Consider the following 21507-nt stretch of genomic DNA (forward strand, 5'->3'; position numbering starts at 1 on the left):
AATGGTACTTACTTTCCCTCTCCGCGATGCAATAAATCAGCATATATCGCCGTTAAAATCCCGCCGGGGCGAAATTGCTTTTTAATCCACTGCGTCACCTGGCCGGTTGCGGCATGCTGCGTCGCCAGCAGCATGCCGGAATCCTGACGCGGATTGTGGATCTGACGAATCACCAGCAGTTTCTCGGCTATCGCTTCGTTCACCATATAGTCCGGTAAAAAACCGATCCCCTCACCGAGGATCTGACACTGGCATTTAGTATTGAAGTCAGGAACCAGGATCGCCTCCTGGCCATGCAGCAGCCAACCGACCTTTTTATTGATCGTGCTGGCGGTGTCCTCAACCATGATATTGGGGTAAAGGCGCAGCTGGCTTTCCGAGATAGGCTCGGGCATAAACGCCAGCGGATGATCCGGGGCAATAGCAAACACCCAGCGGATCGCGCCGATCTCGGTATAATCGATACCGCCGCCGTCGAGCAGCGTGTCCGGCGCACCGATGGCAATATTCGCCTGGTTATTGATGATCGAATCCCAGACGCCGTTGTACACCTCGGTGGTGACGGTTATCTGACAGGTGGGAAACTGTTTTTTCAGCACCTGCAGCAGGCGGGCGGTATGGCGAGGCGTGTATAGCAGTTGGTTAATGCAGATCCGCACCCGCGCTTCGATGCCTTGCGAGATAGTATCTATGCTGCGCTTTATCGCGTGGAAATCATTAAGCAGATCGGTGGCCTTGCGAAACAGATAGTAGCCGGATTCCGTCAGTTCAATGCTGCGGGTGTTGCGGGTAAACAGCACTACGTCCAGCCCGGCTTCCATCCGTTTGATGGTATAGCTGATGGCTGAGGTGGTTAACCCCAGCTCGTCGGCCGCCTTGCTGAAGCTGCCAAAACGCGCCGCGGTGGTGAATGCCAGCAGATTTTCTTCAGTAAAAATCGAGTTCATGCGCCCTTCCCGCTTCCGCTAAACCATACGTAAGCTGAATGTATTGGTTACTGTGGCGAGGGGCAATCATTTTTGAACAATGCTTAACACCCGTAGTGAATTCAGGCTCGCTCCTTACTGGTCGCCTCGCTGAGTTTGCGCCCGCTATATTCTGAAATAAAGCCGACGCAGTTGCCCGCCAGAAATCCCAACAGAGTCACCGTCCAGTTCAGACCGGTGGCGAAAAAGAGCGTCATGCCGAGGAAGCCGCCGGGAATAAACGAGGTTAGCGTGAAACGCCCCTGCCAGACGATGACTGCCGAAAATGGCACCGTGGTAATGACACTTGCCCAGAACCCCGACATACCGCTGGCCGAGGCGAGAGCGCCGGCGGCCAGCGCCGCCAGCCACGCCCACACCGCCCCGGAATAGTTAACGCACAGGCTTTTCACAAAACCGCTTTTACCGCCCCCTGCCGCATAGAAACTACAGAACGCGACGAAGCCGATGGTTCCCAATAATTCCCAACCGTGCTGCAGCCCGACGTGCGAGGAAATTAGCTGCCAAACGCCTGCGCAAATACCGACGGTGATCCCCGTAGCGGTGAGTCCGTTCATCTCTTTCCCCTCTGAAAAAAGATCGATGATATTGCTTTCTGACGGCAACTATATCGAAAGAAAACCCGATTGCGTTAAAGGACAAAGGCATAAAAGAAGTAAACATTGCTCTGCCGCACAGTCTGCATCAATTATTGAAATTTATTCAATAATCCCCCGGATTATGGCGAATAAAATTTAAGCGGGTTCTTTTATCTATTTCTGGTTGCTATGCTCAAGCCATCAAGAAAGTCTCAGCCGCAACAACAGGAGCAAGGTGATGGCGACGGAAAATATTATTGCTGACTATCTTTTGGCTGCAGAGCAGGGAAATATCGCGAAATTAAAAGCCTGCTTAGCAAGCGGCATCGATATTAATGCCAGTAATCGCCAGGGGCGAACCGCCATTACCCTCGCCAGCCTGAATAAACATTATGCTTGTGTTTCTATTCTTATTGCCGCTGGCGTAGATATTAATAAGCAGGACCAGACCTGTTTTAACCCGTTTTTAATCAGCTGTCTGAATAACGACGCCGAACTACTGCGCTTAATTTTGCCGGCAAATCCCGACCTCGAACGATTAACGCGTTTCGGCGGCGTTGGTCTGACGCCGGCCTGTGAAAAAGGCCATCTTGAAATCGTGAAAATATTGCTGACGGAAACGGATATTAACGTGAACCACACCAATTTCGTCGGCTGGACGCCGCTGCTGGAAGCGATTGTCTTAAACGACGGCGGCGCGACGCAGCAGGAGATCGTCAAACTGCTGCTGGATCACGGCGCCAACCCGCATATGACCGATAAGTATGGTAAATCGCCGCTGGAGCTGGCATGGGATAAGGGATTCAGTGAAATCGCCCACCTGCTGGTCGCCGTCGGAGCCTGAGGAAGGAGAATCGCCATTAACACCTCCTCGCGGTGGTGTGTGCAAGCGCTAACTGCGGATACCCGCTTTCTCGCACAGCGCGGCGGTGGACGGGTCGGGCAGGTTTTCACCCATGCGGTAAACCTGCTTACCCCGGGCAAACCAGGGCTTCTGACGCTGCTGTGCGAAACCTCTGACAATGCGCCCAATAGCTGTAGGTTAGCACTCACCCACTTTGACAACCTGTTCCGGCCAGGGGAAAGCGTCCGGTTTACCGATTCAGGAATTTACATTGGCGATAATAAATGGATAGAGATCCACCGGTGTAAGCGCTGGCAAACGCCGCGAGCGGTATTAAACGCGGCAACATTCAACCAGATAGCCTGGCGACGATGGTACAACATTATCGTTACGCAGTTACATGAGGATGATACGTTATTTCTCTATCGCGGCGACAATCCCTTTTATCACGCAATGAGTCGTGAATTACAGCAGCGACGGGAAATATTATTTAAAGCACTTCACGAAAATAAAAATATCAGCGCCGCCGTGGCGAACATGATCGGATTAGGCATTGGCCTGACGCCATCGGCGGATGATTATTTGCTAGGTCTAAGCGTTATTTTATTCATAAAGGGACACCCGGCTAACCAATACCGGAATGCTTTTATAACCGCGCTGCAGAGCGCCCAACAAAATACTACGCCGCTCAGCGCGATTACGCTGGAGGCGGCGATTAATCAGCATTATCGAGAAAGTATCGCCGTGTTGATTAACCTGATGGTTAATCAACCGACAACCTTTTCTATTGAGGCTATTGCCGATATTAAAAATATTGGCTCAAGTTCCGGCAGCGACATGCTATTGGGCATGGCGGATGCCTGCGCGCTGAGCCAAACGTATGGAGGGAATAATGTCAGTTAAAATAGTGGTGAAGAAGAATACCTATTTTGATTCGGTCTCATTAATGTCGATTTCCACCCGCGCTAATAAGCTCGATGGCGTAGAGCAGGCATTTGTGGCGATGGCGACGGAAATGAACAAAGGGGTGCTGAATAACCTGGGGCTGCTGACGCCGGAGCTGGAAGCGGCGAAAAACGGCGACCTGATGATCGTCATCAAGGGCAAAGACGGCGCCGATAGCGAACAGATACTCAGTGAAATAGAAGCGCTGTTCAGCAAAAAGGCCGAAAGCGGCCAGCACGAAGCGCGCTACGCCACCCTCGCCAGCGCCAAAAAACATCTTCCGCAAAGTAACCTCGCGATTATTTCGGTCAACGGCCTGTTTGCCGCTCGCGAAGCGCGCCAGGCGCTGCAAAACGATCTTAACGTGATGTTGTTTTCCGATAACGTCTCTATTGACGACGAACTGGCGCTGAAACAGCTGGCCCACGAAAAGGGATTGTTGATGATGGGGCCAGACTGCGGCACCGCCATTATTAACGGCGCGGCGCTGTGCTTCGGTAACGCGGTTCGCCGCGGCAACATCGGCATTATCGGCGCCTCCGGCACCGGTAGCCAGGAGCTGAGCGTCCGTATCCATGATTTCGGCGGCGGGATCTCGCAGCTAATCGGTACCGGCGGTCGCGATCTGAGTGAGAAAATCGGCGGCCTGATGATGCTCGACGCCATTCAGATGCTGGAAGCCGATCCGCAAACGGAAATTATCGTCCTTGTTTCCAAACCGCCGGCGCCGACGGTGGCGAAAAAAGTGCTCGAACGCGCCCGCGCCTGCCGTAAACCGGTGGTGGCGTGCTTCCTCGGCCGCGCCGAGCCCCCCGCCGATGAGCAAGGTCTGCAGTTCGCCCGCGGCACCAAAGAAGCGGCGCTGAAGGCCGTTCTGCTGAGCGGTATTAAGCAAGAGAACCTCGATCTGCATCCGCTAAATCAAGCGCTTATCGCCGAAGTGCGCGCGCAGCTCACGCCGCAGCAGAAATACATTCGCGGCCTGTTCTGCGGCGGTACCCTGTGCGATGAAACCATGTTCGCGGTACTGGAAAAACACGCGGATGTTTATAGCAACATTCAGCCGGATCCGGCTTATCGCCTGAGCGATATCAATCGCAGCATCAAACACACCTTCCTCGATTTCGGCGATGACGATTTCACCAACGGTAAGCCGCACCCGATGATCGACCCGACCAACCGTATCAGCCGCCTGTTGCAGGAAGCGCGCGATCCCGAAGTGGCGGTCATCGTCATGGACTTCGTGCTGGGCTTCGGGGCGCATGAAGATCCGGTGGGTTCGACGATCGCGGCGATCGAAGAGGCCAAAGCCATTGCCGCCGCCGATGGCCGCCCATTGACGATCCTCGCTTACGTGTTAGGTACCGACATCGATACGCCGTCGCTGGAGCAACAGCGCCAGATGCTGCTTGACGCTGGAGTCATTCTGGCCAGCAGCAGCACCAATACCGGTTTGCTGGCGCGTGAATTTATCTGCAAAGGGGAGCAAGCCTGATGAGCCAGTCGCTATTTAACCAGCCGTTGAACGTGATTAACGTCGGTATCGCCATGTTCAGCGACGATTTGAAAAAGCAGCACACCGCCGTCACCCAGCTCGACTGGACGCCGCCGGGCCAGGGCAATTTGCAGCTGGTTGAGGCGCTGGATCGCATCGCCGGCTCGCCGCTGGCGGATAAAATCGCCGCCGCCAACCAGCAGGCGCTGGAGCGTATTATTCAATCGCACCCGGTGCTGATCGGTTTTGATCAGGCCATTAACGTCGTGCCGGGCATGACGCCAAAAACCATTCTGCATGCCGGCCCGCCGGTGGAATGGCAAAACATGTGCGGCGCCATGAAAGGCGCGGTCACCGGCGCGCTGGTCTTTGAAGGGCTGGCGAAAGATCTGGATGAAGCGGCCGAGCTTGCCGCCTCCGGTGAAATTACCTTCTCACCCTGTCACGAACACGACTGCGTGGGTTCGATGGCGGGCGTGACGTCGGCGTCGATGTTCATGCATATCGTCGAGAACAAAACCTACGGCAATATCGCTTATACCAACATGAGCGAGCAGATGGCGAAGATCCTGCGCATGGGGGCTAACGACAAGAGCGTGATCGATCGTCTGAACTGGATGCGCGACGTGCAGGGCCCCATGCTGCGCGACGCCATGAAGATCATCGGCGAAATCGATCTGCGCTTAATGCTGGCGCAGGCGCTACACATGGGCGATGAGTGCCATAACCGCAACAACGCCGGTACCACCCTGCTGATTCAGGCGCTTACGCCGGGGATTATTCAGGCCGGTTATCCGGTAGAGCAGCAGCGCGAGTTGTTCGAATTTGTCGCCAGCAGCGATTACTTCTCCGGCCCGACGTGGATGGCGATGTGTAAAGCGGCGATGGACGCGGCCCACGGCATAGAATACAGCACCGTGGTCACCACCATGGCGCGCAACGGCGTCGAGTTCGGACTGCGGGTCAGCGGCCTGCCGGGACAGTGGTTTACCGGCCCGGCGCAGCAGGTGATAGGCCCGATGTTTGCCGGTTTTAAACCGGAAGACTCCGGCCTTGATATCGGCGACAGCGCGATTACCGAAACCTATGGCATCGGCGGTTTCGCCATGGCGACGGCGCCGGCTATCGTCGCGCTGGTCGGCGGAACGGTAGAAGAAGCGGTCGATTTCTCGCGCCAGATGCGTGAAATCACCCTTGGCGAAAACCCGAACGTCACCATTCCGCTGCTCGGCTTTATGGGGATCCCGACCGCTATCGACATCACCCGCGTCAGCAGCAGCGGTATTTTACCGGTGATCAACACCGCTATCGCCCATAAAGACGCCGGGATCGGCATGATCGGCGCCGGGATCGTCCACCCGCCGTTCGCCTGTTTCGAAAAAGCGATCCTCAGCTGGTGCGATCGTTACGACGTTTAACGTTGTAGCCCGGGCGAGGCGTTTGCGCCGACCCCGGGAAATCCCCGGCAGCCCTACGCCTGGCCGGGCGACTACCACGACCACACAATAACAATAACTACATCACCTTCTGTAGCGGAAGTCAGATATGAAAGAACTCATCGTCGTTGCCATTGGCGGCAACAGCATTATCAAAGATAACGCCAGCCAGTCGATCGAGCATCAGGCCGAGGCGGTCAAAGCGGTGGCCAGTACGGTGCTGGAGATGCTGGCATCGGACTATAACGTGGTACTAACCCACGGTAACGGCCCGCAGGTTGGGCTGGATTTACGCCGCTCGGAGATAGCCCACGAGCGTGAAGGTCTGCCGCTGACGCCGCTGGCCAACTGCGTCGCCGATACCCAGGGCGGCATCGGCTACCTCATTCAGCAGGCGCTAAATAACCGCCTCGCCCAGCGCGGCGAGCAAAAGGCGGTTACCGTCGTCACGCAGGTTGAAGTCGATAAAAACGATCCCGGCTTTACCCATCCGACTAAGCCTATCGGCGCGTTCTTCAGCGAAAGCCAGCGCGATGAACTGCAGCAGGCGCATCCTGAGTGGCGCTTTGTGGAAGATTCGGGCCGTGGCTATCGCCGGGTAGTCGCCTCGCCGGAGCCGAAACGCATTGTCGAAGCAGAAGCCATCAAGGCGCTGACCCGGCAAGACTTTGTGGTGATCGGCGCCGGCGGCGGCGGGATCCCGGTGGTGCGCAGCCCGCAGGGCGACTACCAGAGCGTGGACGCGGTGATCGACAAAGATCTCTCAACCGCCCTGCTGGCCCGCGAAATTGATGCTGATATTCTGGTGATCACCACCGGGGTGGAGAAAGTGTGCGTTAATTTCGGCAAGCCTGATCAGCAGGCGCTGGGTCGCGTCGGCATCAGCGAGATGAGCCGCTATATGCAAGAAGGACATTTCCCGGCTGGCAGCATGCTGCCAAAAATCGTCGCCAGCCTCGCGTTCCTGCAACACGGCGGCAAGCGGGTGATCATCACTACGCCGGAATGTCTGCCAGCCGCGCTACGCGGCGAAACGGGAACCCATATTGTGCATGACTGACACAAAAGGAAAAAAGAATGAATAAAGACAACAGCCGTCGCGAATTTCTTACCCAAAGCGGCAAAATGGTCACCGCCGCCGCCCTGCTGGCGGCGGGCGCGCCTGCGGCGTATGCCGTCGGAGGCCAGCCGTCCGCGGCCGCCTGCGATAATAAAGGCGCGGCCAGGGTCGCCGATAAGCACTACTACCTTGATAACGTCCTGCTGGAAAGCGGCTTCGAATATGAAAACGGCGTAGTGGTTCACACCCGGACCGAGCTGCAAACGCTGGAAATAAAAGACGGCAAAATCGTCGCCCTGCGCAGCAATCTGAGCCACCCGGACACCACGCTGCCGCGCTACGATGCGGGCGGTAAACTGATGTTGCCTGCCATGCGCGACATGCATATCCATCTGGACAAAACGTTTTACGGCGGCCCGTGGCGCTCGCTGAACCGCCCGGCGGGCACCACCATTCAGGATATGATCAAGCTTGAGCAGAAACTGCTGCCGGAACTCCAGCCTTATACGCAGGCGCACGCCGAGAAGCTTATCGACCTGATTCAATCCAAAGGCTCCACTATCGCCCGCAGCCACTGCAATATTGAGCCGGTGTCCGGGCTGAAGAACCTGGAGAATCTGCAGGAAGTGCTGGCGCGGCGTAAACCAGGCTTCGATTGCGAAATCGTCGCTTTTCCGCAGCACGGGCTGCTGCTGTCGAAATCGGAATCACTGGTACGCGAAGCGATGCAGGCCGGCGCCCACTACGTAGGCGGCCTCGACCCGACTAACGTCGATGGCGCGATGGAGAAATCGCTCGATACCATGTTCCAGATTGCGCTCGATTATGACAAAGGGGTGGATATTCATCTGCATGAAACCAGCCCGGCGGGCGTGGCGGCGGTGAACTATATGGTGGAAACCGTGGAGAAGACGCCGGCGCTGAAAGGCAAGCTGACCATCAGCCACGCTTTCGCGCTGGCGACGCTCAATGAACAGCAGGTAGATGCCATCGCGAGCCGCATGGCGGCGCAGCAGATCACCATCGCCTCCACCGTGCCGATCGGCACTCTGCACATGCCGCTCAAGCAACTGCGCGAAAAAGGCGTCTTCGCGATGACCGGTACCGATAGCGTGATTGACCACTGGTCGCCATACGGGCTGGGCGACATGCTGGAGAAAGCCAATCTCTACGCGCAGCTGTATATCCGCCCCAATGAGCAGACCCTGTCGCGCGCGCTGGCCATCGCCACCGGCGACGTGCTGCCGCTGAATGACAAAGGCGAGCGCGTATGGCCAAAAGTGCAGGACGACGCCAGCTTTGTGCTGGTTGATGCCTCCTGCTCCGCCGAAGCCGTGGCGCGAATTTCGCCGCGCACCGCCACTTTCCATAACGGTAAGATGGTCTGGGGCAGCGTCGGCGCCTGATGCCAGCGTCATGTAAAAAACCCCGGCAAGCCGGGGTTTTGTCATTTATCAGACGCGATTACTTCTGCGGACGCATGGCCGGGAACAGAATAACGTCGCGGATGGTGTGGCTGTTGGTGAACAGCATCACCATGCGGTCGATACCGATACCCAGACCGGCGGTCGGCGGCAGGCCGTACTCCAGCGCGGTAACGTAGTCTTCGTCATAGAACATCGCTTCGTCGTCGCCCGCCGCTTTGGCGTTGACCTGATCCTGGAAACGCTGCGCCTGATCTTCCGCATCGTTCAGCTCGCTGAAACCGTTACCGATTTCACGGCCGCCGATGAAGAACTCGAAGCGGTCGGTAATTTCCGGGTTCACGTCGTTGCGACGCGCCAGCGGGGAAACTTCCGCCGGATATTCGGTGATGAAGGTCGGCTGGATCAGATGCGCTTCCGCCACTTCATCGAAGATCTCCGTGACGATACGTCCCAGACCCCAGCTTTTCTCTACCTGAATACCGATAGATTCCGCCAGCGCTTTCGCCGCGTCGAAGTTATCCAGATCCGCCATATTGGTTTCCGGGCGGTGTTTCTTGATAGCTTCACGCATGGTCAGTTTTTCAAACGGCTTGCCGAAGTCAAACACCTGGTCGCCATACGGCACTTCGGTTTTGCCCAGCACCGTCTGCGCCAGAGTGCGGAACAGCGACTCGGTCAGTTCGATCAGGTCTTTGTAATCCGCATACGCCATATACAGTTCCATCATGGTGAACTCTGGGTTATGGCGTACGGAGATCCCTTCGTTACGGAAGTTACGGTTGATTTCGAACACGCGTTCGAAGCCGCCGACTACCAGACGTTTCAGATACAGTTCCGGCGCGATGCGCAGGTACATATCCAGATCCAGCGCGTTGTGATGGGTGATGAATGGACGGGCGGAAGCGCCACCTGGGATCACCTGCATCATCGGGGTTTCGACTTCCATAAAGCCGCGGGCAACCATGAACTGACGCATGGTGGCAAGGATCTGCGAACGGATACGGAACGTATGACGCGACTCTTCGTTGGCGATCAGATCCAGATAACGCTGGCGATAGCGGACTTCCTGATCCTGCAGGCCGTGGAATTTATCCGGCAGCGGGCGCAGGGCTTTGGTCAGCAGACGCAGTTCGGTGCAGTGAATGGAGAGTTCGCCGGTTTGCGTTTTGAACAGCTTGCCGCGGGCGGCGATGATGTCGCCGAGATCCCATTTTTTAAACTGTTCGTTATAGACGCCTTCCGGCAGGTCATCGCGCGCGACGTACAGCTGAATGCGGCCGCCGACGTCCTGAAGGGTAACGAAAGAGGCTTTACCCATGATGCGGCGGGTCATCATACGGCCAGCAACAGAGACTTCAACGTTCAGGGAAGCGAGTTCATCGTTATCCTTCGCATCGAATTCAGCGTGCAATTGGTCAGAGGTATGATCGCGACGGAAATCGTTCGGGAAAGCGACGCCCTGCTCACGCAGCGCAGCCAATTTTTCGCGACGAGTTTTCAGTTCATTATTAAGGTCAATTGCCTCATCGGCACCTTGTGCTTGTTGTTCAGACATGTTGGTTCCTCATAACCCTGCTTTCAAACTAGCTTCGATAAATTGAACCAGGTCACCATTCAGCGCGGCCTGTCTCTGGTAACACACCAGAGAACAATCTTAACGACTCTGGATTCACTACAAGCTGATCTCACTCAGCTATGGCTTCACTAACGGTATTTTTTATCGTTGGCCTCCGCGCCTGCCAGAATATCCACCTCCTGTTCACTTGGCTTTGCAAGGAACGACTTCGCGCTCCGCTGTTGATGTAATCCCCCCGGTCGCGCTGCGCTTACCGGGCTACGAATCGCGGCCCGGATAAGGCGTTTACGCCACGAGCCGGGATGAGCATCAGGCGCCGCCGCCGGGAACTTCACCCGCAGCCGCACGGCGTTTGCCCACGCTACAGGCTGCGGCAAAGGCGATAACGACAATCACCGCCACGCAGCCGATGGTCCATTCGCCCATCTGCGAGAAGAAATGCTGATAGGCGGCAATCGCCGTGTCGCTGATTTGCGACTCGGTAGTTTGCTGCGCCACCACCCCGGCCAGCCAGTTGGCGACCGCGCCGGTGGCCAGCATATAAATGCCGGTCAATACGCCGGTGACGCCGGGCATGTTCAGACGGGTTATCTGCGCCATCGCCACCGGATCAATAAACAGCTCGGCAAAGCCCATCATCGCCAGCCCGGCGACCATCATGCCCATCGAGGCCTGACCGTCAGCCGCGCCGTGGCGGGCATTCAGCGCCAGCAGCATAAATCCGCCGCCCATCAGCAGCAGGCCGAATGCGAATTTCAGCCACACTTTTAACACCGAGCGGGTTCGCCCTTCCGGGCGGATCAGCCACGCCAGGATCACGCCTGCCGCCATTACCGCTACCGCATTAACCGACTGGAACAGCGCGGTCGGCACTTCAATATTGAACAGTCGACGATCAACAAAGTGGTCGATAAACAGGCTAATTGAGCTTCCGCCCTGCTGCGCCAGCACCCAGAACAGTGTCCCGGTCAACATCAGCAGAACGATTTGCCACAGCGCGCGGCGATGCTGCGGTGATTTGATCATGATCCGCGCCACCATTTGCGCGGCGAACAGGCAGACAATCGCCAGCAGATAACCGGACCAGTTGTTTTCCAACAGCAAGGTGAAGAACACCGGCGCCAGGCACAGCATCACCACCAGCCAGCCCCAGGTCGGCAGCGCGAATTTCACCGCGCACAGCGCCTGTTTATCGACGCCGCGGGTGTCGCGGAAATAGCGGCTACCGCTTAAGAAAATCATCAGGCCGATAAACATGCCGATCCCCGCCAGCGCAAAGCCGATATGCCAGCCGTACCACTGCGCCGCCAGTCCACAGGCAATCGGCGCGGCGATCGAACCGACGTTACCGGCGGCATACAGCAGCGAGAAACCGCCATCGCGACGATGGTCGTCAGCGGCGTACAGTTCGCCGAGCAGGCAGCTGATATTGGATTTGAACAGGCCATAGCCGCAGATAATGATCGCCAGCGCCAGATAGAGGCTCCAGGTGGAATCAGATTCGACGCCCAGCACCACGTGGCCGAGGGTCATTAACAACGCCCCGGCAATCACCGCCGTGCGGTTGCCGAGCAGGCGGTCGGCAAGCCAGCCGCCGAGAATGGGGGTTACGTAAACTAAAGATGCGTAGGCGCTGAACAGACTGATGGCGTGGCTATCGTCAAAGCCAAGTTGGTGGGTGAGATAAAGGATGAGTAAGGCGCGCATGCCGTAAAAGCTGAAGTACTCCCAGATCTGGATCGCTACGATGTAGTAAATCGCGCGCGGCTGTGAGGGTGTTTTCATAGGTTCTCCTTGCAGCGTGAAAAAAGGGAAGTGGCAAGCCACTTCCCTTGTGTGCGTCTATTACTTGTTGTTTTCTTCTTTCAGCACTTTAACGGTGTAACGACCATCCGCCTGACGGTATGCGCCGTGGATATCGGTTTCGAAGCCCGGATAGTGAGCGCCGATTTCGCACAGCATCTGCAGGAACTCCAGTACCGGGCGGCTTTCTTCGGTGATCATTTCACCAGGCATGACCAGCGGAACTCCCGGAGGATACGGCAGGATCATGTTGGCGTTGACGCGGCCTACCATCTCTTCGAGGTAAACCTCTTCAGTCTGACCGTGCAGCTCTTTCTGGAACGCGGCATACGGGGTCATCACCATGGATGGCAGCACTTCGAATGCGCGGAACATCAGGTCCGGCAGGTTGTGATGCTCAACCAGTTTATGAATGTTCTGCGCCAGGTCCTGAATACGCATGTTTTCATAGAATTCAGGATCTTCACGGTACAGAGACGGCAGCATGTTTTTCACCCGCAGGTTCAGGTCGAACGCGCGTTTGAAGTCGGTCAGCGCGCGCAGCAGGCTCAGCGCTTTTGTCTTATCGATACCGATGCTGAACAGGAACAGCAGGTTGTACGGACCGGTTTTCTCAACCACGATGCCGTGTTCGTCGAGATATTTCGCCACGATGCTTGCCGGAATACCGAAATCATCCATGGTGCCGTCTTTCTTCATCCCCGGAGTCAACAGCGTAACTTTGATCGGGTCGAGGTACATGTGCTCGTTATCGATGTTTTTGAAACCGTGCCATGCGCTGTCGGAACGCAGCGGCCAGCATTCAGCGCCATCGATATGTTCCGGCTGCCATACATCGAAGAACCAGCCTTCAGACTCGCCTTTCAGACGTTTGATCTCTTTACGGAACTTGATAGAACGTTCGATAGAACCGTCGATCAGGCGTTTACCGGCGTTACCGCGCATCATCGCCGCCGCGGTTTCGGTGGAAGCCACGATACCGTAGTGCGGAGAAGTGGTGGTGTGCATCATGTAGGCTTCGTTGAAGGTTTCTTCGTTAACGTCACCTTTCACGTGGATCATCGAAGCCTGGGAGAATGCCGCCAGCAGTTTATGCGTGGACTGGGTTTCGTAGATCACTTTCCCTTCAACGCGGCCGCCGCTCATCCCGCATTTGCCTTCATAGATCGGCGAGAAGTTGGTGTAAGGCACCCATGCGGAGTCAAAGTGGATGGATTTCACATCCAGGGTTTTCTTGATGAAGTCGGTGTTATACAGCAGACCATCATAGGTTGAGTTGGTGATAACCGCGTGTACCGGCCAGGTCGCATTCGGCGTCTCTTTCACACGCTTGGCGATAGTCGCGTGCTGGAATTCGCTCTGCGGGATACCGCCGAGGATACCGTAGGCGTTACGGGTCGGACGAAAGTAGATCGGCGTAATGTCGCTCATCATCATCAGGTGAGTCAGCGATTTATGGCAGTTACGGTCAATCAGTACGGTGCTGCCGGCAGGCGCGGAGTACATACCGACGATTTTGTTAGCGGTAGATGTACCGTTGGTCACCATGTAGCTGCGTTCGGCGTTGAAAACGCGAGCGATATACTCTTCCGCTTCTTTGTGCGGGCCGCTATGGTCGAGCAGTGAACCCAGTTCAGAAACCGAAATGGAGATATCGGATTTCATGGTGTTGGAACCAAAGAAATCATAGAAGATGCTGCCTACCGGGCTTTTCTGGAACGCGGTACCGCCCATGTGGCCTGGGGTACAGAAGGTGTATTTGCCTTCACGTACATATTTGAACAGCGCTTTGGTCAGCGGCGGCAGAATGGTGTCGATGTATTCGTCAGTGTTCTGTTTGATTTTGTTCGCGATATCTTCAGCGGCGCCCAGCGCATATTCGAAGAAGCGAACCTGCATGCGCAGATCGTTGAGGCTAACATCCAGGGTGGAGTAGGTGTTAGCAAAAGCGTACAGCGGCATGTACTCGTTCATTTTGCTGATTTCTTCGCACAGTTCGAGATTGTATTTATCCCAGTCGAAGATCACGCCGCACAGACGAGAGTTGTTTTCGATAAGTTTTAATAAGTCGTCACGGTCGTTCGGGTAGACAATACGGAAGTCCAGGCGTTCGAGAGCACGATGCAGTTCACGGATGGGTTCTTCTTTGAAGTAAACACCCATGTGATTCATGATTGCAATAACGTTCATAGTCAAATCTCCAGATGTAGAAAGCCCCTCCCGTCACGATGTGACAGGTGATGGAAGGAGCCTCAGGAAAACGGTTTACTGATTAGTGCGCGTTAGCGGGGCTGTTGTTATCCGCTGCGTTGTTCTGCTGGCGCTGGTGCATTTTGCGACCGTAGAACATCAGGATAATCAGGCTAACGATGAAGGTGCCGGCCAGTTCGAAGGAGCTTGCGCCCATCAGCGCGATGAAGCAGAACACGCAACCCAGTACCGAGCAAATCAGGCTAACAAAGTTGCGGATGTTGATGCCTTCGAAACGAATCAGGTCAACACAGGAGTAGAAGTAAGGCAGCATGGTCAGCAGTACCGCGATACCGGTCAGCTCGCCGAACAGGTCAGATGCTTTACCACCGGCGGAGTTCATCAGGGTAATCAGCACCATCAGCGCGGTCATTTTCACCGCCGCCAGCAGCAGGCCTTTTTTCGGGATACCGTTGCTATCGACTTCGCCATACACTTTCGGGAAGTTACCGTCGTTGGCGGCACGTACACCGGCCTGGCCAACCAGCATCATCCACGAGCCCAGAGAAGTCAGGCAAGCGAAGGCGGTGAAAGCGGAAACCATCGGAGCAGCCCAGCCGCCGAGAATGGTAGAGGCACTAATTGCGAACGGCGCGCCGGACGCAGCCATCTGAGAAGCAGGATACATACCGGCGATAACCTGAGTCGCGGCGATATAGACGATACCGGCCATCGCAGTACCCAGCATGGTTGCCAGCGGTACGGTACGTTTCGGGTTTTTCACCATCCCGGTACTTACTGCGGCGGATTCTACGCCAACGAAGGCCCACAGGCAGAGCAGGATACTTTTAATGACCGCGTGGCTATCGGTGGTGCTGGAGGTGTTCCAGTTCGCCTGATAGGTTGCCGCGTCAAACCAATGCCAGCCGACGACCGCAGTCATCACCACCGGAATAAGCACCAGTACCAGACCAATGGTGGTCAGACGGCTTACCCAGGTCCCGCCGAGCATATTAACGAAAGTAAAGATCCACACGATGGCAATACAGGCAATACCTGCTGGCACCGGGTTATTTAAAATTGGGAAGAACGTAGAGAGATAAGAGACGGCGGTAATACCGATTGCCAGGTTACCAATCCAGTTTGCATGATAATAAAGGACGCCGGTCTGGAAACCGAAGGCCGGAGAAATTTCCCCTGCGTACGCAATTGGACCACCCTGCTGCGGATTCTTGGTCGCCAGTCGGGCATAAACATAAGCCAAAGACATCGCGCCAATAATAGAAATTACCCAACCCCAAATGGCAATACCACCGATGCTGGCGAGGTTCGCAGGTAATAGTGCAATACCGCTCCCCATCATATTACCGGCGACTACGCCGGTACAGGCAAATAGCCCGATCTTCTTGGCAGAACTCATGGTTGTTTTTCTCCTAAGTTTATTTGGGAGGTACAGATCATGATATAGAACCATTTATTGACCCGACCAACTGCCAACAAGATTACTGATTCGTACGAGATAAATCCTAAAGATAAAGTGAAATAACTACAAACATCAGACAAATGATATTTTGACCTTTTTCGATTAACATATAAACATGACATGTTGATATCAAAAAAAGATAAACATCGTCTACTTACAAAGAGTTATAGAGTCACTTCGGTGTTGAAATTGTGTTACCAGGCAGGAAAATAACGCTTATTTCAGGTAACAATCAGAGTGCTCATGAGATACATAAATTTAACCTCATCATACTCAAAACCATGAGCATGATGAGGGTTTACTTATTCTGAAGCGAGGAAATTATCGAGATACGGTACTACGCGGGTGACGGAGGTCTGGAATACTCCGTTTTCAATCCAGTACAAGGTGTTTTCGCCAGGGCGTAAATTAAACGCCGTCAGGTAGGCATCGGCAGCTTCGCGGTTCTGTCCTTTCATCTCATAGACTTTACCGAGCAGCACATAATTCATCCACGACATTTCTAAATCAATGCCCGTGTTGATAGCGCTGTACGCTTCATCTATTTTCCCTTTGCCTAACATATCTACCGTTTTTATCTGGTAGAAGATCGCCATATCTTTAATGCCGGGCATTTCACCTACTTTCCCAACCTCGGCATACAGCGTCGCTAATTGTTTTTCATCCAACGGCTGCTGCGAATGACGTAATACATCCACCAGCGCTTTTTCGGCGTAAGCATAAATAAAGTCCGGCGATTGTTTAATGACGTCATCAAGTATATCGCTGGCTTTACCGAGTGAATCGACATCGCCTTTCATTAATAGCTGATGGGCCTGATAAAGACGGGTTAACGAAGGGCTTTGCGCGGGTTGATACTGTTTCAGCATCGCTTTCATGCGATCCGGCCACGGCTGCATTAGCGCGGTTGATAGACTATCCAGCAGGTCATTCTGGATGGTGAGCTGGTTATCCATGGTAATAAAGTAGCGTTTATCGAGCATCGTCGAGCCGTCGGCGTTATCGACCAGTTTCACCGACATAAAGCACTGCTGGGCGCGATAGTGGCGCTGATTAACGAATTCGATGGTCAACGTTTTACCCGAACTGCTGGGTTCGTTGATGTTGTAGTTGGTTTTATCATGGACCATAAAGGTCGAGAAGGTATTGAGCGAAGTAGTAATCAGGCTGCCCAGCCCAACGGCATAAGCATGCTGCGACGCCCAGTTGTTGCATGAACTGCCGTTTACCAGGTGTATGTCGATATCGCGCGGGTTTAGCAGCAGGCGAGTTTTGGTTTCCGGCGGCCGCGATTCTATCGACGACAAGGCGACTAACGCGACGCAACTGCCCAACGCCAGCAGAAACAGCGTCCACACCCAGAAGGTGGTGATCCGTTTACGTTTTTCCGGCACTGCCGGCGCCGCTGGCGCGACAGATGGAGAAGAGATAGTCGGTGGCGACGTTTCAGGAACGGAGACAGGGGCCGCTGGCGGTACGACCGGCGCCAACTCTTCGCCCTCTTCCGTACACCAAATTACCGGGACCGTTAGCTTGTAACCGCGTTTTGGCACCGTCGCAATATATTCCATGCTGCCGTCATCGCCGTCTTTCAGCGATTTACGCAATTCGGAAATACTCTGGGTGACGACATGGCTGGTCACCACGTTGCGCGTCCAGACGTTATCGATAAGCTCGTCCCGGCTGAGTACCTCGCCAGGATGTTGAGCAAAGTAGACCAGAAGATCGATTAAACGCGGTTCGAGAGTAAGCTGACGTCCGTTCCGGCTAATTTGGTTTACAGAAGGAGTAACGAGCCATTCCCCAACGCGAACAACAGGTTGTTGCATAAAAAAAACCCCAGGACGAAAAGGGAAAGGCGCGATAATACCACATTTCGCCTACCTAATTATGCGGGTGGTCAATACCCCACACGTTTGGCATAAGCTACTCCCTTTATATACAAATTAGTTAACAGTCTATGAACATCGTTGTCATTTAATCCAAAATAGCCAGGGTCTATGCTGCGTCCATCAAGTCGTTAAGGAGACGCATTATGTTATTCGACCACTATTCCTTGCAGGCCCTGCCGTTAAACAACCGTATCGTGATGCCGCCGATGACGCGTTCCCGCGCCGGGGCCGGCGATGTCGCTACCGAACAGATGGCGGAGTATTACGCCCAACGCGCCAGCGCCGGTTTAATTATCAGCGAAGGCACGCAGATTAGCCAACAGGGACAGGGTTATGCCTGGACGCCGGGCATCTATAATGAAGCGCAGATCGCCGGCTGGAAAAAAGTCACCGCTGCGGTACACCAGGCGGGAGGCAAAATTTTTGCCCAGCTCTGGCACGTAGGGCGTGTCTCCCACACCGTCCTGCAGCCGGGTAATGCCGCACCGGTTTCCTCATCTGCTATTCAGGCTGAAGGGGTGAAGGTCTTTGTCGATGTCGAAGGCCGCGGTCCGGAAAATGGCGTCGGTGAAATGGTGCAGCACTCAATGCCGCGCGCCCTGACTCGCGCAGAGATCCCGGCGATTATCGAACAATATGCGCAGGCCGCGCGCAACGCTATTGCCGCCGGCTTCGATGGTGTTGAGCTCCACGGTGCAAATGGCTATCTGATTAATCAGTTTATTGATTCTCGAGAAAACCAGCGCACCGATGAGTATGGCGGTTCGTTAACCAATCGCCTGCGTTTCCTGAAAGAAGTGGCGCAGGCCGTTGCCGATGCGATTGGTAAAGAGAAACTGGGTATCCGCCTGGCGCCGCTGACCACCTTAATGGGGTCGAAAGACGATACGCCGGAAGCCACCTATCTGGCGGCGGCCAGCGTCCTTAATGATATCGGCATCGCCTATATTCATATCGCCGAAGCCGACTGGGATGATGCGCCGGTGATGCCCGCCGCCTTTAAAGAAGCGCTGCGTCAGGTGTTCCGCGGCACGATGATTTATTCAGGGAAATACACCGTAGAACGTGCCGAAGAGGCGCTGGCCAAAGGCTGGGCCGACCTGATTGGTTTTGGCCGCCCGTTTATCGCCAACCCGGATCTGCCCTATCGCCTGCAGCACAACCTGCCGCTGAACCAGCCAATCAGAGAGCAGTTTTTCGGCGGTGGTAAAGAGGGCTACCTCGACTATCCTACCGTCGATGCGAAGTAAACGGAGCAAATCGCTTTCTGGAACTTAAATAAAAAACCCGGCAGCGCTGTGGCGTGCCGGGTTAAAAATAAGACTCTCGACGTTTATGTATAATTAATCAATGTGATTAATTATTTATACACTTCCGCCGTTGCTTCAAAGTTCGGCCCGTGTTCGCGCGCCGCGGTAATAATATAATATTTACCGCCCTTCTCATCTGCCAGCTTAGAAAGCTGATCGTGAAGATCAGAAGGTGAAGAGAATTGCCCGCCAGACGGCCCCACAGAAATACTGCCCACGTGAGTCAGTTTGAAATGCGAGGCTTCTTCTTTAGTAATTAATTGCGCTGCCGAGGCGCCAAAGGCAACTGCTGAAAGAGCTAAAGCGACTAATACCTTTTTCATCCTACATTCTCCTTGGATTAGAGCCTTAATTGAGGCTCTTTCAGTATAGACACAAGATTAATAAGCGCGCTATTTATCAGATTATTTTTTTACCATCTGCCACGCTTAGTAACGCGACGGTACCCCTTCCGGACGGGTCTTAAAACGACGGTGCAGCCACATGTACTGTTCCGGCGCCATCAGGATACATTGCTCAATAATTTTGTTCATCCAGCTGGCGGTGGTTTCCGGAGAATCCAGCGGCGGCGTCGCCTCAGGCTGCAGCGCAATCAGCTCATACCCGGCGCCGTTGGGCTTTCTTCGCGGAACGAAAGGAACGATAGTGGCTTTTGACATTCTCGCCAGCATCCAGGTGCCGGTGGTGGTCGCAGCATTATCAACATTGAAAAAGGGAACAAATACGCTACTGGCGCGACCATAATCATGATCCGGAGCGTACCAGAGGATCTCGCCCTCTTTCAGCGACTTAACCATACCTTTCAAGTTTTTACGATCCAGCATCGTCTTGTTAGAACGCAGTCGTCCCCAGGTTTGCAGCCAGTCGATCAGCGGATTATCGTTTGGCCGGTAAACGCCAATCCCCGGCGTGAACATGCCAAACATCCGCGCGCCGAGTTCCAGGGTCAGAAAGTGAATGCCAATCAGCAAAATACCCTGCTTCTGTTCCTGTAGTTCAACAACTTCATTGACGCCGCTGGTCTCGGTCCAGCGCTCGACGCGATGGGTCGGCCAGAACCATGCCATGCCGGTTTCCATCAACCCCATGCCCAGAGATTCAAAATTCTTAACCAACATTTCATGACGCTGCGCCGGGCTGAGGTGTGGAAAGCAGAGCTCGAGATTACGCTGCGCAATACGTACTCTTCCGCGCAAAAAATGCATGGATAAACGCCCCAGACTATGGCCCAGACGATAGATCAGCGGATAAGGAAGTTGTACCACCAGCCACAATAAGCCAATGCCCAGCCATGCCGGCCAGTAACGCGGGTGTAATAATGAAAGAGAGAATTTGGGTAAATGCGACATCTGACTATTGCTCTTCAGGATCCTTGATTTACATGCCTGCGGGAGGCCTCAGTCCGAATTTGCGGATAAGGTACCCGATCCACAACATTTAGTTTTTTCCTATTCGTGCGGTAATACGCATTCAAGCGTAGACTATAACCTGTACGCTGCCCTGGTATTAAACCAACTGTGTAACAAATTTATTATTAATTTTTTCGTACAGTGGCACGCAAGCTAAAGTTTGCGTTATTCATCTTCAACAATAAATAAATAGCCTCCGAAGAAACGTCCCCGAAGGCTAAATATCGTTATGAACGAATGAAGGCCAGCAGATCGGCGTTAATCACATCCGCATGTGACGTGTGCATGCCATGCGGTAAGCCCGGATAAATTTTAAGCTCGCTATTCGCTAGCAGTTTATCCTGCAGAATGGCGGCATTTTTATAAGGAACGACCTGGTCGTCGTCACCCTGCATTACCAACACCGGCACCGTAATCGCTTTCAGATCTTCTGTCTGGTCGGTTTCAGAGAAGGCCTTAATCCCTTCATAATGGGCTTTCGCGCTACCGGTCATCCCCTGACGCCACCAGTTCTGGATGGTGCCTTGCGAAACCTCTGCGCCATCGCGGTTAAAACCGTAGAACGGTCCACTGGCAACATCGAGATAGAACTGTGAGCGATTAGCAGCAAGCGCCTTGCGGAAACCGTCAAACACTTCGATGGGCGTACCGCCTGGGTTATTGTCGGTTTTCACCATTAACGGCGGTACGGAACTGATTAATACCGCTTTGGCTACCCTGCCCTGCCGCTGGCCATATTTAGCCACATAGCGCGCGACCTGACCGCCGCCGGTTGAATGACCAACGTGAACAGCGTTATGCAAATCCAGACTTTCGACCACAGCAGAAGCATCGGCCGCATAGTGATCCATATCATGGCCTTCGCTTACCTGGTCGGAACGCCCATGGCCACGGCGGTCGATAGCGATGACGCGAAACCCTTGCGCGAGGAAAAACAGCATCTGGTTATCCCAGTCATCAGCGCTTAACGGCCAGCCATGGTGGAACACAATAGGCTGAGCCTCTTTCGGACCCCAGTCTTTAAAATAAATATTAACGCCATCTTTAGTTGTTACGAATGCCATATCACGAAC

General features: G+C 54.4%; 17 protein-coding genes. 7 read left to right on the plus strand and 10 right to left on the minus strand.

The window, feature by feature from the left end; translation table 11 throughout:
- Positions 1-8: 8 nt before the first annotated feature.
- Both PGS10_RS11290 and PGS10_RS11295 read right to left on the minus strand, forming a co-directional pair.
- The gene (locus PGS10_RS11290) at positions 9-947 is read right to left on the minus strand and encodes a LysR substrate-binding domain-containing protein (RefSeq protein ID WP_049060204.1); all 939 of its coding nucleotides are present in this window, start codon (positions 945-947) and stop codon (positions 9-11) included.
- A gap of 101 nt (positions 948-1048) precedes the next feature.
- On the minus strand, positions 1049-1543 hold the full coding sequence (locus PGS10_RS11295; RefSeq protein WP_047049449.1) for a DUF1097 domain-containing protein: 495 nt from the start codon (positions 1541-1543) through the stop codon (positions 1049-1051).
- 259 nt (positions 1544-1802) lie between these two features.
- Between PGS10_RS11295 and PGS10_RS11300 the strand changes: the two genes are divergently transcribed.
- The 6 genes from PGS10_RS11300 to PGS10_RS11325 all read left to right on the plus strand — a co-directional run bounded on the left by PGS10_RS11300 (position 1803) and on the right by PGS10_RS11325 (position 8750).
- The gene (locus PGS10_RS11300; RefSeq protein WP_316422892.1) at positions 1803-2408 is read left to right on the plus strand and encodes an ankyrin repeat domain-containing protein; all 606 of its coding nucleotides are present in this window, start codon (positions 1803-1805) and stop codon (positions 2406-2408) included.
- A 39-nt stretch (positions 2409-2447) separates the two neighbouring features.
- Entirely contained in the window at positions 2448-3311 is an 864-nt protein-coding gene (locus tag PGS10_RS11305; protein WP_316422893.1) for a DUF2877 domain-containing protein, read from the plus strand.
- Positions 3301-4848, plus strand: a complete 1548-nt coding sequence (gene fdrA, locus PGS10_RS11310; RefSeq protein WP_316422895.1) for an acyl-CoA synthetase FdrA — start codon at positions 3301-3303, stop codon at positions 4846-4848. Before PGS10_RS11305 ends, fdrA begins: the two co-directional genes overlap by 11 nt.
- Positions 4848-6266 (plus strand): DUF1116 domain-containing protein, encoded by a 1419-nt coding sequence (locus tag PGS10_RS11315; RefSeq protein WP_316422896.1) that lies wholly within the window; start codon positions 4848-4850, stop codon positions 6264-6266. The genes fdrA and PGS10_RS11315 overlap by 1 nt, the downstream gene beginning before the upstream one ends.
- Positions 6267-6393: 127 nt before the next feature.
- A complete protein-coding gene (locus PGS10_RS11320) occupies positions 6394-7344 on the plus strand; it encodes a carbamate kinase family protein (protein WP_316422897.1) in 951 nt (316 codons plus the stop codon).
- A 17-nt stretch (positions 7345-7361) separates the two neighbouring features.
- Positions 7362-8750 (plus strand): amidohydrolase family protein, encoded by a 1389-nt coding sequence (locus PGS10_RS11325; protein ID WP_316422898.1) that lies wholly within the window; start codon positions 7362-7364, stop codon positions 8748-8750.
- A gap of 58 nt (positions 8751-8808) precedes the next feature.
- Here the strand turns inward: PGS10_RS11325 and lysS are convergent, their stop codons facing one another.
- The 5 genes from lysS to cadC form a co-directional block, all read right to left on the minus strand.
- A complete protein-coding gene (gene lysS / locus PGS10_RS11330) occupies positions 8809-10326 on the minus strand; it encodes a lysine--tRNA ligase (RefSeq protein WP_015704650.1) in 1518 nt (505 codons plus the stop codon).
- Positions 10327-10656: 330 nt separating this feature from the next.
- Positions 10657-12132 carry a dipeptide permease DtpD gene (gene dtpD, locus PGS10_RS11335; protein WP_045393424.1) on the minus strand — a complete coding sequence of 492 codons (1476 nt, stop codon included), beginning with the start codon at positions 12130-12132 and terminating at the stop codon, positions 10657-10659.
- Positions 12133-12192: 60 nt separating this feature from the next.
- Positions 12193-14340, minus strand: coding sequence for a lysine decarboxylase CadA (cadA, locus tag PGS10_RS11340; protein ID WP_015367858.1), 2148 nt, complete (start codon positions 14338-14340; stop codon positions 12193-12195).
- An 82-nt stretch (positions 14341-14422) separates the two neighbouring features.
- Positions 14423-15760 carry a cadaverine/lysine antiporter gene (cadB, locus tag PGS10_RS11345; protein WP_045393427.1) on the minus strand — a complete coding sequence of 446 codons (1338 nt, stop codon included), beginning with the start codon at positions 15758-15760 and terminating at the stop codon, positions 14423-14425.
- Positions 15761-16125: 365 nt separating this feature from the next.
- The gene (cadC, locus tag PGS10_RS11350) at positions 16126-17652 is read right to left on the minus strand and encodes a lysine decarboxylation/transport transcriptional activator CadC (RefSeq protein ID WP_047049462.1); all 1527 of its coding nucleotides are present in this window, start codon (positions 17650-17652) and stop codon (positions 16126-16128) included.
- 206 nt (positions 17653-17858) lie between these two features.
- On the opposite strand from cadC, the gene PGS10_RS11355 reads away from it, so the two are divergent.
- Positions 17859-18965 carry an alkene reductase gene (locus PGS10_RS11355; protein WP_045393433.1) on the plus strand — a complete coding sequence of 369 codons (1107 nt, stop codon included), beginning with the start codon at positions 17859-17861 and terminating at the stop codon, positions 18963-18965.
- 110 nt (positions 18966-19075) lie between these two features.
- Here the strand turns inward: PGS10_RS11355 and PGS10_RS11360 are convergent, their stop codons facing one another.
- The 3 genes from PGS10_RS11360 to PGS10_RS11370 form a co-directional block, all read right to left on the minus strand.
- Positions 19076-19348 (minus strand): DUF1471 domain-containing protein, encoded by a 273-nt coding sequence (locus PGS10_RS11360; protein ID WP_015367862.1) that lies wholly within the window; start codon positions 19346-19348, stop codon positions 19076-19078.
- Between the two features lie 105 nt (positions 19349-19453).
- Positions 19454-20374: a Kdo(2)-lipid IV(A) acyltransferase gene (locus PGS10_RS11365; protein WP_063415615.1), complete on the minus strand. Its 921-nt coding sequence runs from the start codon at positions 20372-20374 to the stop codon at positions 19454-19456.
- Between the two features lie 287 nt (positions 20375-20661).
- Positions 20662-21498, minus strand: a complete 837-nt coding sequence (locus PGS10_RS11370; protein WP_316422899.1) for an alpha/beta fold hydrolase — start codon at positions 21496-21498, stop codon at positions 20662-20664.
- Positions 21499-21507 lie beyond the last annotated feature (9 nt).

Source organism: Klebsiella sp. 141153 (genome assembly GCF_032601995.1).
GTDB lineage: Bacteria > Pseudomonadota > Gammaproteobacteria > Enterobacterales > Enterobacteriaceae > Klebsiella > Klebsiella aerogenes.